The sequence below is a fragment of the Kordia sp. genome (assembly GCF_045105435.1).
In the GTDB taxonomy this organism is placed as follows: Bacteria; Bacteroidota; Bacteroidia; order Flavobacteriales; family Flavobacteriaceae; genus Kordia.
Map to the genome: position 1 here is coordinate 1 of NZ_JBGCDL010000400.1, position 12,199 is coordinate 12,199.

11 protein-coding genes and 1 pseudogene are annotated in these 12,199 nt (G+C 32.3%); 4 read left to right on the top strand and 8 right to left on the bottom strand.

From position 1 onward, the window contains the following. From AB8B65_RS20180 to AB8B65_RS20190, 3 genes are all read left to right on the top strand, one after another. Nucleotides 1-954, top strand: a 954-nt coding sequence (locus AB8B65_RS20180) for a hypothetical protein (protein ID WP_405303088.1), incomplete at its 5' end; no start/stop codon positions are given. A gap of 11 nt (nt 955-965) precedes the next feature. Then, complete coding sequence (locus AB8B65_RS20185; RefSeq protein WP_405303089.1) at nt 966-1,646, top strand: class I SAM-dependent methyltransferase; 681 nt, start codon at nt 966-968, stop codon at nt 1,644-1,646. After that, nucleotides 1,643-2,647: a glycosyltransferase family 4 protein gene (locus AB8B65_RS20190; protein WP_405303090.1), complete on the top strand. Its 1,005-nt coding sequence runs from the start codon at nt 1,643-1,645 to the stop codon at nt 2,645-2,647. The genes AB8B65_RS20185 and AB8B65_RS20190 overlap by 4 nt, the downstream gene beginning before the upstream one ends. A 198-nt stretch (nt 2,648-2,845) precedes the next feature. On the opposite strand, the gene AB8B65_RS20195 is transcribed toward AB8B65_RS20190, so the two are convergent. The 8 genes from AB8B65_RS20195 to AB8B65_RS20230 form a co-directional block, all read right to left on the bottom strand. Beyond that, nucleotides 2,846-3,676, bottom strand: coding sequence for a hypothetical protein (locus AB8B65_RS20195; protein WP_405303091.1), 831 nt, complete (start codon nt 3,674-3,676; stop codon nt 2,846-2,848). A gap of 56 nt (nt 3,677-3,732) precedes the next feature. Further along, nucleotides 3,733-4,968 (bottom strand): hypothetical protein, encoded by a 1,236-nt coding sequence (locus AB8B65_RS20200; protein WP_405303092.1) that lies wholly within the window; start codon nt 4,966-4,968, stop codon nt 3,733-3,735. Continuing rightward, entirely contained in the window at nt 4,949-6,919 is a 1,971-nt protein-coding gene (locus AB8B65_RS20205) for a hypothetical protein (protein ID WP_405303093.1), read from the bottom strand. Before AB8B65_RS20205 ends, AB8B65_RS20200 begins: the two co-directional genes overlap by 20 nt. Nucleotides 6,920-7,264: 345 nt before the next feature. Then, on the bottom strand, nt 7,265-8,443 hold the full coding sequence (locus AB8B65_RS20210; RefSeq protein ID WP_405303094.1) for a hypothetical protein: 1,179 nt from the start codon (nt 8,441-8,443) through the stop codon (nt 7,265-7,267). Nucleotides 8,444-8,458: 15 nt separating this feature from the next. After that, entirely contained in the window at nt 8,459-8,884 is a 426-nt protein-coding gene (locus tag AB8B65_RS20215; protein ID WP_405303095.1) for a hypothetical protein, read from the bottom strand. Between the two features lie 443 nt (nt 8,885-9,327). Then, nucleotides 9,328-10,200 (bottom strand): SH3 domain-containing protein, encoded by an 873-nt coding sequence (locus AB8B65_RS20220; protein ID WP_405303096.1) that lies wholly within the window; start codon nt 10,198-10,200, stop codon nt 9,328-9,330. Between the two features lie 10 nt (nt 10,201-10,210). Continuing rightward, the gene (locus AB8B65_RS20225; protein WP_405303097.1) at nt 10,211-10,816 is read right to left on the bottom strand and encodes a hypothetical protein; all 606 of its coding nucleotides are present in this window, start codon (nt 10,814-10,816) and stop codon (nt 10,211-10,213) included. A gap of 3 nt (nt 10,817-10,819) precedes the next feature. Then, the gene (locus tag AB8B65_RS20230; protein ID WP_405303098.1) at nt 10,820-11,698 is read right to left on the bottom strand and encodes a methyltransferase domain-containing protein; all 879 of its coding nucleotides are present in this window, start codon (nt 11,696-11,698) and stop codon (nt 10,820-10,822) included. A gap of 236 nt (nt 11,699-11,934) precedes the next feature. On the opposite strand from AB8B65_RS20230, the pseudogene AB8B65_RS20235 reads away from it, so the two are divergent. Next, a pseudogene (locus AB8B65_RS20235) lies at nt 11,935-12,199 on the top strand (phenylacetate--CoA ligase family protein); the annotation flags it as partial.

Genomic DNA, 12,199 nt, shown 5'->3' on the forward strand with positions numbered 1-12,199 from the left:
AAAATAGCAATCATAGTTTTTAGCATCAGATTTCTCTTTTCGAGTTATATCGGCTATTGCTATTTTATGAAAAAACCCGTGCCATTTTTTGGTAGAAAAATTACAGGAGCGTATTATTCTATTGCAACAGGAACGACTACAAATCCACTAGAGTGGAAGGTTTCTGAAGCAAAAGTATTCAACAGAGAAACAAATGATATTCCAGAGAAATTACTCATGGCAGATCCGTTTTTACACCAAAAAGACGGAAAATGGTATGCGTTTTTTGAAATAATGAGCGAGAAACATGCAGATATTGGCGTTGCCGTTGAAGAAAATGGCGCATGGAAATATCTCGGAATTGCGTTAGATGAAACGGTTCATTTATCGTATCCGATGGTTTTTGAAAAAAATGGTATCACGTATATGATTCCTGAAACCAAACGTCACAGTCAGGTACGATTGTACAAAACTACTAATTTTCCATTTGATTGGAAAGTTGACAAAGCACTCATAAAAGACAAGCGTTTGGTAGATGCAACTTATTTTGAAAAAGACACGGTTTCCTATCTATTAGCAACAGAAGACAAAGATTTGCGCTTGTATGTTGCGGATAGTTTACATGGCGAATGGACAGAACATCCAAAATCACCTTTATTAACTGGAAACTATACACGTTCTGCGGGAAGAATTTTAAAGCATAATGGACAATTGATTCGGTTTGCACAAGATCATTTTGGCGGTTACGGCCGTGCAGTATATGGTTTTTCAATCGATTCAATATCAAAGACATATTACAAAGAATCACAAATAGAAAATAACCCAATTCTTAAAAATCAAGGAGAAACTTGGGCTAAAAACGGAATGCATCACATCGATATTCATAAATTAGCAGATGGAACTTTTAAAGCGATATTTGACGGTTACGGATATGGAACTGAAAAAATTACGTTTAGCCTAACAAACAACTTTTAACCTAATAACAAATGAAGGCAACAAAAAAGCTTTTTAAAACAGAAATTGTAAAACGACTTAAAGCGCAAGGAACGGATGAAGTATTGTCAGAAGCTGCTTTGCCAGCATACGCGCATAAAAATCCAGTAATTGATCATATTTTTTGGAAACGATTAAAAGTCGTAGCAAATTATGTACACAAGAAAAATAAAAAAGGATTAAAAGTCATCGATTTTGGTTGCGGAACAGGCGTAATGTCGTATGAATTGGCAACGAATTCACATGAAGTTGTTGGTTTAGATTTGGATTTGCGACCTGTGAATTTATTGAAAGAAAACATCAATTATCCGGATTCGATTACGTTTATGGAAGGTGATTTGTTCGATAAAAATTTAGAAGAAAATAGCTATGATGTTGTCATTGCGTTAGATGTGTTGGAACACATGAACGACGATCAGTTGCGAAAGTATATGGGGAAATTTAGAACTTTACTAAAAGATGGAGGCGAAGTGATTATTTCTGGACCGACTGAAAATTTCTTATATAAATTGGGTAGAAAATTCGCGGGACAAGATTTTACTGGTGATTACCATGATTCTGAAATTCAGTCGATTCGTAAAATTGTAAGCGAAACGTACGAAGTAAAGAGTTTGGCTAAGATTTTACCAATTCTTCCATTGTTTGATGTTTTTGTAGCGCATAAAAAAGCATGATTATTTATGTTGGAAATATCATTTCCGGTCACGGAAAAACGGCTACAACCATTGAAACTTTGGGGAAATTACTCCAAAAAGAAGGTTTTGAGCTTGAATTGACTTCCAACAAACAAAATAAAATTTTCAGATTGTTAGACATGCTTTGGACGGTTTTTAAACACCGAAAAAAGATTGATTATGTGTTGATTGATACGTATAGTACGACAAACTTTCTGTATGCGTATTATGTGAGTAAGTTGTGTATTCGATTAAAATTGAAATACATTCCAATTTTGCATGGTGGAAATTTAGAAGAACGTTTAAAACATAGCAAAGCAAAAAGTGATGTGATTTTTAAGAATGCACACGCCAATGTTTCGCCATCTATGTTTTTAAAAACGATTTTTGAACGTTACGGTTATACGAATTTGAAACACATACCTAATAATGTAGAATTGCAAGAATATACGTTTAAACAGCGAACAAATGTGAAAGCGAAACTATTATGGGTGCGTTCGTTTGCCGAAATTTACAATCCGCAATTGGCTGTGGAAGTCTTGCACGGTTTGAAACAAAAAGGAATTGAAGCTTCTTTATGCATGGTTGGACCGAAAAAAGATGACTCATTCGAGAAAACACAAGCACTTGCCAAAGAATTGGAGGTTGAAGTCAGTTTTACAGGAAGACTTTCCAAACACGATTGGATTTCACGATCTGCCGAATTTGACATTTTTATAAATACTACAAATTTTGACAATACACCTGTAAGTTTGATTGAAGCAATGGCACTCGGAATGCCGATTGTTTCTACAAATGTTGGCGGAATTTCGTATTTAATCAATGATAAAGTAGATGGTGTTTTGGTAAAGCCGAATGCTAAAGATGAAATCATTGCAGCTATTGCATCGCTTGTCAATTCTCCAGAAATGGTTGAAAATTTATCAAAAAATGCTCGTAAAAAAGCAGCAACTTTCGATTGGGAAACGGTTAAAAAACAGTGGAGAAACTTATTAAAATAATAACACAAACCCGTTGTGCATTTTCAATTCAAAAGTATAGCGAAACGTCATTTCGAGTGATTTTTAGGTACGAAAAATCGTATTGAGAACTGTTTAGTACAAAATATTCTATTCTCGATACAAATTTCACTCATTTTTAATCGTAACATTCACTTGAATTGACGAAATTTTATCAAAATGCACAACAGGTTACCATAATTATTCATACGTATATACATATACGTTTCTTGGTTTTTTGTCCCTGTATCCAAAGAACTTTTTTCCAATCAGTATTCCGTTAGTATCATATTCAAATAGTGTGTATGAAATTGTAATTTTATTCTTTTTACGTATTTTATCAATTCGAGTTAGGCCAAATTCATTATATGTGTATATACAAAAGTAATAATCATTGTCGTCCCTTTTTGTAATACGTCCTTTTTTATCGTACGCATACGTAAACTTTTTACGATATTTTTTTCTAGTTGGAAACGTTTCACTTACCAAGCGATTTTTTCGGTATTCACTTATTTTATATAAAATATCACCTCGAAAATGTTCAATTCGTTTCAGCCTGCCAAACAGGTTGTATTTATAATAATTAGTGCCATCTTCATCAGTTATAAACTCTAATTTCCCTTTTCTTTTGTACTTTTTCTTGAAGAGGAAAGTTGTTTTTTGGGATTTGATTTTTTGAATCGAATACACAATATTATCAGGATTTCCGTAGTTATCATAATTTGTGGTAACCAATGCATCTCCTAATGCTGTCACATAATCTTTAAAAAATACTTTGGAAAGCAAATGATCTTTTTCAGCTTTAAAAATTAAAAAATGCCCATATTTTGTAGTATCATTCATAAACTTGAATTCTTCAAAATAGAATCCACTCTTATACTTGGTTAGTTTTGAATTTAGCGTAGCATCTTTTGTTTCCAAATCAATATCCCATTCATATTGAACATATTCTACCTGAGTTGTGTCAATTTTTGTTTGTGAAAAAATAACATTGACACTAAGGATAAAAAATAGAAACAGAATTTTTTTCATAAAAATATATTGATTTTTATAAAACTATGCTAAACATTGTCAAGATCAAAACTGAATCAATTCTTTCCTTGAAACCGCTGCTTTTTTTGCTTTCGCCCAATTGCCAAACTAATTCCCAGTTTTATGATGATAAAGTAGAATAAAAACGGAAGTACAAACTGTGTTAAATCATTTGCTACAAAGGATTTTTCGGTAGTTATAAGCGTTTTTATGTAGGTGTAAAAATCTACAGGAAAAGTGATGAGTGCATTTGGATCTTTTAGCAGAATAATTGCAAGAAATATAAAAATGAAAATCATGCTGATAAACGCATATACAACTAAGAACACATTTTTAATTGTATATGAGAATGTGTTTTTCTTGAAAATAGTTTGTGTAAATGCGCGGAGTTTTTCCATGGAAACCTTTCTTAGATTCGCTGTTTTTATAGTATCTGATAACACCCAATATCCATCATAACGTAAAAACGGATTCAGATTTAATACGACGCTAAATAGAATTATGTAGTTGATAATCAGCAATGAAATGTCTTGAATTACAAAAAAGTAAATTCCGCACAAAACAACTGCCAGTAAAATTTCCATGTACAATCCGGCTAAGTTTACATAGTTTCGTTCTTTGCTTTTTAGTTTCCAAACATCAGAAACATCGGCAAACATTACGGGCGATAATAAGTAAAATCCGAACCCAATACTTCCAGGATTGGCGCCTAGTTTTTTACAAGCAGCGGCATGTCCAAATTCGTGCAAAAATATAATTCCACCTTTTATAAAAATAAAGAAAACAATATGTTTTACATTAAAAGATGCAATGTTTTCAATGATTTCGGAGTGATTCAAAATAATGGTAGACAGCACAATAGCAAGCGCTGCAAATAGGATTTTATAGAAATGTGTAAACGAAATTATGGGCGAAAGTAACTTCATTATAAAGCCTAAATTTTTTTCGTTAATCAAAGTGAAACTCAAATATAAATAGGAGTTTTTCGGCTTTTTTGTTGCTTCGTTATTTTCATCAATGATGATTCCTTGTCGTCCTAATTTTCCATACAACAACGCAAGTGCCGTTTTTACTGAAATAGTGTTGGTCGTTTTTTCGTTAAATCGAGCCACAATTGTAGCTAAAGACGATTTGTTATCGATTAAATTTAAAATATCTAAGGTCAGTTGATTCACTACAATTCTGTTTCCCAATCGTTGGTGTGTAATGATATATTCGTTGGATTCGTTGAATTGTCCAATTTCAATTTCATCCGATATTTTTACAATGCGGTTATGATAAGCTAGCTCCATAATTTTTTAAGGCTGATAGGCAAGATACAGTTGTAAATACCCGATTAAAATCTTTTACAATACAATTAGTTCCTTTGTTTCCCGGTTTCCACTGAATGTCTTTGCGCGCAGTATTTACAACACTTGGATGCGGCATTTTTAGCGAATAATTTCCTTTCCAAGAACCATCTGCAAATTGATTTGAAATGATTTGCAACGCAATATTATCTATTTCAGCACGGTGTTTTTTTAGCAAATTTGCTCGCAAACACACCGTTTTTAAAAGGTAACTTTTGTAGAAATAATTCGTTGTTTTTACTGTTCTTTTCAATTCAATTTCAGTGCGTATTTCGCTTAGGCGGATGATTTCCGTGTCGTTCGTTTTGATAGCCGCCAACAATACATAATACAAAGCGTACGCGTCGGTTGTCCACCAATAGGAAAGCAAGTGTTTTTTGGAGGAAAGTTGATTCAGTAAATAGGTTCGTAAGTTTTGAAACGCTAATGTTTCCGTTTTTTCCAATTCCACACATACTAAAAAAGCGACTGCGCTTACACAAAAATGTGATTGCAACCAACCATTTACATTTTTTATGTTTGGACTGTTTAATGATGAAATTAAGATGTTTTTGTCGTTGTAAGTAGCAAAACCTCCATCTTTATTTTGAAACATAAGCCATTGATTGAAAGCTTCTTCGGTAGGAATTTCTTGTTTAGATAAACTTAAAAGGGCAAATGAAGACGAATCAGCATCTTCCAACCAAATTTTGTTGTAACTCCACAATTTAGAAGCCAATTGGTGTTTTTGAATGTATGCAATTGCTTCCGCAGATTCCATATTGAATTCGCTCAAAGTTTGTGTTACAAAACACGTTGCCCAAACATCACTTACGCCAGCATCGTTTAAAATATCATTCCAACTTCCATCAGAAATTTGGCTGTTTTTTAGAAATGAATCAGCACTTTCAACAGCTTCTTGAATTGTTGTGTTTGAATGTGATTCCAAACTTAATTTTTGTTGTGAATTGAACATGCTGATAAATCCTTTTATATTTAGGAAATGTGTTATTCCAGTATTATATAAACCGTCAATTTCGTTTGTCCAAAGTTGTGTGTTTTGTGAACTAAAATCAGCTTGTAATGCAATTGATTTGTCTAAATAATTTGTCGCTTTTTCGTATAAATTCTCTGCAATTCCTTTTAGATAGATGAGCTTTTTTTGTTCTGCAATTGTGTACGAATCAATCGAATCGTTTTCGGTTTGTAATTTTAGAATTAATTCATATTTTGATATGTTGAATTGCTCATTTTCAACATCTTCGGTGTAATCTTTGATGTCGTCAAATATCTGAAATGCAACATAAAAATATTTGTGAGAGGCGAGGAGCGAAGTGTATAATTCTTTGTCTTTTTTGTTTGATAGCTGAAACAAGCAATCAATCGCAATTTTACCAAAAGCACTTTTATAATCTGCCAACGCTTCAAACTCTGAAATATCGTTGATACTTTTCAGCGTTTTATCGAGTTTATAGGCTTTTGCATATTCAAACTTTCTAAGATTCCAGGTTTTCCAAAATTTAGGATTTTCACCAAAAAAACGACTTAATATTTTAATGGTTTCTTCTTGACATATATTCGCAATAAAATACTTTTTAAAGTTGTGTTTGCTGTTTTTATCATCAAATATGCGATCAATTAAAATTACAGCGCGATAGTACAGAAATCCAGCAATGGAAAGCATGTCTAATGTTTCTGTGTCATCAATCTGAAAATAATCTTTAAATAAATACGGATAATACACATAATAACTCGGATTTGCCGCAATAAATTCCTCGCTCACAATTTCATTTACAACTTCCGTTGGATAGCAATTGGATTCCAAATAGTTGCGCAAAGAAGCTGTAATTGTTGCAATTAATGCCTCCTTTTGACTGATGAGTTTTGTATAATATGGATTTGTTTTTAGCAGCAAATTAAGCGTGTTAGTATCCTGTCGATCAAAATATAGTATCTTGATCGACTAGAAATTAATAAGTATGTTTTATTCAAGTTTAATTTTGAAAACACTTAGTTCGATATTTTTAAAGAACTAAATTTTAGTTTTTTATTTTCGTTTTCTTTGCTCGCACAAAGAAAAGAAACAAAAGAAAGTGCGCTTTTCCAGAGGTATTTTTAGTTTTTCTTTTAAGGGAAAAACTAAAACCGCATGAATTTTTCTAAATTTTTTCCAAGGCTTCAAAAATTTTTAACGAAAAACTCCTACTATACTGCGGAAAAGACAAAACCACTGTTGATTTTTATATCGAATTCACGTTATTTACTTTTGGTTTTTTATTTCTTCTAAAACCTGTTTTTCGTCACTAGATAACGGAAATTTATACGAATCATTCCAATCGTTAACATTGTCAATTCGTCGAATGGCTTTTGAGAAATCTTTGTCCGTTTTAAAATTGGTTTCAACTTCTACAACTGCATCAATTGCTACTTTATTGATAATTAATTTTCCGATTAGAGCATACATGTGACTTTTCTTTTTGAGCGCGCCTTCTTTTGAATTTCGGACTTCGATAGAAGATAATGCCCAACGATCGTCGTTAAATTTTTGATATTTGATAATGCTTCGCACACTTTTTGTGAAAAACACAGGTCTGCTTCTTCGCAGTTTCGGATCGGATAATGAATTGATTTTTCTTAACTTCGTTTGATCCATTTCATAGCTAATTTCCATAAAAGCTAACGATTTTGCATCTAAATATACTTGTCCAATTCGCAAATGACGTAAATCGTTTTTGTCTTTTGGTTTGAATGCGATTTTATAAATTTTAGTTCCGTTGTTATTGAGCGTTCCTTCATAGCTAAACTCATAACTACCCATTTCTTTTTTATCTAAGAAGTATTTTTTTCGTTTTACAAAATCTCCTTTTTCAATAATCGCGTACACGCCGCCAATAGTGCTAAATCGGATATCCGAATAGTTTTTGGTACGTTCCGCAGTGATAATTTTTGTGCTGTAACTAGACGCACGATTTTTTAAATAACTTACAAAATCGACTTCAATCATCTCGATTCCTTTTTCGTCTTGTTGCATGGATTGTCTGAAAAAACCATACGAATTGTGCGGAACATCCATGTAGTTTTTGTCTATTCGGTCAATTGCTTTAGACAACGTGTCTTTTACGGCAAAAAGTTCAAGCACTACTTTCTCTAAATCTATTGCGTTGCTTGTTATGTAAATGGTGTCACGATTTTTAAAATTTTCAGCCGTAACTGTTTTTGAGATGTATGCAATGTGCGAAAGTGTAATTTGTTCCGCTTTTGCATCTTCGGGAAGTTTAAAGTATCCGTCGCTGTTGGTAATCAGTCCGTTAAGGAGATTGTACGAAATATGTACCGATTCAACAGGCATTTTGGTAATACTATCAACTACTATATTTTGTGCGTAAATATTGCTTCCTAAAATTAGGAAACATAGCTTTACTAGTGTAGCGCGTTTCATAAAAAAAGAGTTCTGTTATTTTTGTATTTTATCTAATATCGTACCAAATACGCCAAAGATGATGCTTTTGCTGTTTGCAGACATTCCTTTGGGATTGTATGAATCAATTTTTACGCCTCTGTATAGATTTTCTAAGTTTCTGCCAGGGTTTGCATACGTGTACGTTCCGTCGCTGTTTTGTTCGTAAAAATCACTTATCATAGATACGTTGTTATAGCTTTGAAATAACGATTTTTTGAAGTAATTCATATTCATATTAAAGTTAAAAACAGGCGCTTGTGTGTTCGTTATTTTGAACGGAAAGTTATAGTTTTCAATAGTATAAAATTTGAAACCTGTTACTTTTGTACTATCAGCCATTGCTGTAGTTTGTGTTTGCGCTTGAAGCGAAAAATTAAAAATAAATAGTGTCACTAAAATCAAAAAAACATTTTTTTTCATATCTAAAGTTTTTTGTAGACAGATTTATAGAAAGTTGAATTCTGCAAAAGAATTGTTCCGCTATAAACCTGCCTAAAAGTTAAGATTTATTCATAGAAATTTTAATAAACTTTGGTTAAAGTTTACTAGAAGTCTATTGTGTACCTAACATACGGAGTTGACTCGTACGGAAGATCCGCACCATCAGGATTTGGCGTTTCATCCATTCCTGCAGTCCATTCGTTCATTTCGAGTCTCTGTTCGAGTTCCTCAACTTTGAATTGCTCTAATTCATTCATAAATTAAAAATTTAAGTTAATAATTAGTCTTCTTCTTACTTAAATAAGCATCAACTTTTTCTTGAAGTAAAGGTATTGGAGTTTGTAGCGGATGCTGCTACACTAAAAGGTAGAAGTGTCGTTTAGTGTGCTAATTAGTTAATTTGAAAATGTAATAATCAGTATCTAACAACCATAAGACATCACAATTTCAATATAACTGACTTCTGTTTTATTGTGAATATCAGTCGTAATAATTTTAAGAAGAATTGATTTTATTTCATAAGGCGCAATCACTCCTTTATACATATACCTAGGAATCCACCAGCCTTCGCCTACATTATCCCAATCAGGAGAACGTTCTAAATTCATTTCCACGGCAGTTAATTCCCTAACTTTATCATAGTCTGTAGTCGGAATTCGATAAAAGATATCGTTTGCAGCTTTTAGTTTGATAAATGGCTTGTTTCCTTTCCATTTTGGGATGATACTGTCTGAATTTTTAATGCTTCCCCAATCGTTTAAGGTTTCAAGTCTGGTGTAATAAACTTCTATTTTTTTGAGATCGTTTCTGGGTTTTATTTTTAAAAGTTTATCGCCAATTTCATTAAATACAGCTTCGTGTAATAGTAGTGTATCTTTTTTGGTTTCTTGAGCTTCTATTTGAAAATTGAAAATTTCAAAGCTGTTTTTTTTAATTGAAAATTTAGTACTGCATACGAGCAAACCTTCATCACAAGTAAATCCAACATTCCATTGATGCTCTTTCTTTAAAAGGTAGCCACTAAAAACATAGCCTTTTACTCCTGATTTTGAAGTGACTAAAAACCACTTTCCTAAAATCTGTTTTTTATTGTCATTTACTTGCAAATCAATACCCGTATTTTCAATGAGTTTAATCGATGTACCACAATGAAATTTTCCAATACGTTCTGCATTTAAGTTTGGTTTATCTCTAACAACCAAACCATTTTCAGCAATGACCGAATAGAAATCTTGTGCAAAAACTTCGGTTACTAAAAGCAATAGAAAAGACAGAATGATTAGTTTGTTTTTCATTTCGATAATGTTACTCTCCCCAAATTAAGTATTTAGCGATACTTTCTGTTTTGTATTCAGAATTAAATTCATCTAAAATTTTTGATATTTTGTTAAGTCTAATAGAAACTTTATGTATTGCATGAGTCAAAGAGGTGTAATTTACAACTATTTGATTTTGTGCTTTTGGATGAAAAACTTCATGACTTGAATCACATTCAATAATGACATTGTTCCCTATTTTTTCAAATCTTGGAGCAGGATGACATTCTGATAAATGAAACGGTTCAAAATTTTCATTTAGTATTTTTTTCCAATCATTGATTTCACTTAACAATCCACAACATTGCGGAAATAAAACAAATTCGTCATTTATTTTTAAACCATATCCACCAAAAAATGCACACGAATCACTTATTGGTATATCTGAAATATGTAAGTCAATTGCTTTTTTTAAATCAAAAAGACTTAAATCAGTTAATCGATATTGATGCTGATTGAACGGCTTTAGATTTTTAACCTCTGAATAATTCCGTTCGATTAAAAGTTGATATTTTTTCTCAATATCAGTCATTCCTTCTAAATCAGGAAACTTAAAAGTTGGTAATTCAATTAATGGAGTCAATTCAATGTTCATAGTCTACTTTAATTTCAGCAGCACATTAATACTTCCTGCTAAAACTTCTTCTTCCGTATAGTGTTGAAAGTCTTTGTGAAGTGTGAGTTCTTTGAATTTACGGTACTTTTCAGAATCTTTTTCGCAAGTATCATAATCCAAGGAAACGACTTCATATCCTGCTTTTTCAAAGATTTCCAGATAGTTTGGTAATCGCAAACGATTGTGATAATCGAATTTTGTATGCTGTTGTTTCCATTCTTCCGCACTGTACTTTAAGAAGTCATAATACGAAAGAGAAGAATCGTTATACGCTCTGTGATCACTTGGCGAAATCATGTGTAAAATGTGTGCTGATTTCGGAAGGATTTTTGCGAAACTTTGATGAATTTTCAATAAATCTTCTGGTGGAATGTGTTCTAATACAAATCGTGAAAATACCAAGTCAATATGTTCATTCAAACGAATTGATGAATCAGCTAAATTCGTTTTTGGATAGTATTTTACATTGCTAGGTAACGCGTATTTGCCGCTTTCGGAAGCAATATTTATTTTATAATGCTCTTTGTAGTATGCGTTTAACTTGGCAATCGTTTTTGAATCGTAGTGTTCATTGATATCATAGGTTGATACACGCGAAACATCTGCAAAATGTGTGAAAAAATATGGGATTATTGGCGCCCAACCAGAGCCTAATTCCAATACCGTTTTTTCTTCCAAATCAATGCCTTCTTTTTCTAGAATGATCATGGCTTCTTTAAAAGAACGATCGTTGGTTTTTATCTTAAAATTAACGCTGTTTCTGTTGAGAAACTTCTGTAATTGGTGATAAATTCCGTAACCTAATGCATTGGGCAATACATTTAAGGTCTTAAAAATTAAAGATTTGGTTTTGTGATTCATATAAAGAATAAATTCATCTGCAAAATAACAAATAAAAAATGATTATTTTGATCTGTTTATTTTTATTAATTTAGATTAGTGAAACTCGATAGTGAGAAGTCAAAAAGACGAATTCAATATTGTAAGTTGAACTAATTCCACTGTAGAGAGGAATCTTAAATTTAACTCAACGATCATTTTATTTGATATTGCAAAAGAGAATCAATTTCTTTGCGATCAATTATTTTAGCTTACATATGCTCCATAAACTTATTTTTCAGCTTGGTGAACGCTTCCGAAATCCTTCCATAAGGAAATGGTTTACGTTTTTAAAACAGTCTGAAAACTGGTCAGTTGAAGAATTGGAAGCGTATCAATTCAAGCAGTTAAAAGAACTTGTTTCCCTTGCAGAAGCACACTCAGACGATTATAAAGAGAAGTTTGCAGCTTTTGATACGGCATCATTTTCTTCTTTGGCAGACATTGCACGATTGCCAATATGGTCTAAGGAAGATGTGTTGC

What these genes read in the sequence shown, in the direction of transcription:
- AB8B65_RS20185 (WP_405303089.1), top strand. Translation starts at nt 966, where the DNA reads ATGAAGGCAACAAAAAAGCTTTTTAAAACAGAAATTGTAAAACGACTT.
- AB8B65_RS20190 (WP_405303090.1), top strand. Translation starts at nt 1,643, where the DNA reads ATGATTATTTATGTTGGAAATATCATTTCCGGTCACGGAAAAACGGCT.
- AB8B65_RS20195 (WP_405303091.1), bottom strand. Translation starts at nt 3,676, where the DNA reads ATGAAAAAAATTCTGTTTCTATTTTTTATCCTTAGTGTCAATGTTATT.
- AB8B65_RS20200 (WP_405303092.1), bottom strand. Translation starts at nt 4,968, where the DNA reads ATGGAGCTAGCTTATCATAACCGCATTGTAAAAATATCGGATGAAATT.
- AB8B65_RS20210 (WP_405303094.1), bottom strand. Translation starts at nt 8,443, where the DNA reads ATGAAACGCGCTACACTAGTAAAGCTATGTTTCCTAATTTTAGGAAGC.
- AB8B65_RS20215 (WP_405303095.1), bottom strand. Translation starts at nt 8,884, where the DNA reads ATGAAAAAAAATGTTTTTTTGATTTTAGTGACACTATTTATTTTTAAT.
- AB8B65_RS20220 (WP_405303096.1), bottom strand. Translation starts at nt 10,200, where the DNA reads ATGAAAAACAAACTAATCATTCTGTCTTTTCTATTGCTTTTAGTAACC.
- AB8B65_RS20225 (WP_405303097.1), bottom strand. Translation starts at nt 10,816, where the DNA reads ATGAACATTGAATTGACTCCATTAATTGAATTACCAACTTTTAAGTTT.
- AB8B65_RS20230 (WP_405303098.1), bottom strand. Translation starts at nt 11,698, where the DNA reads ATGAATCACAAAACCAAATCTTTAATTTTTAAGACCTTAAATGTATTG.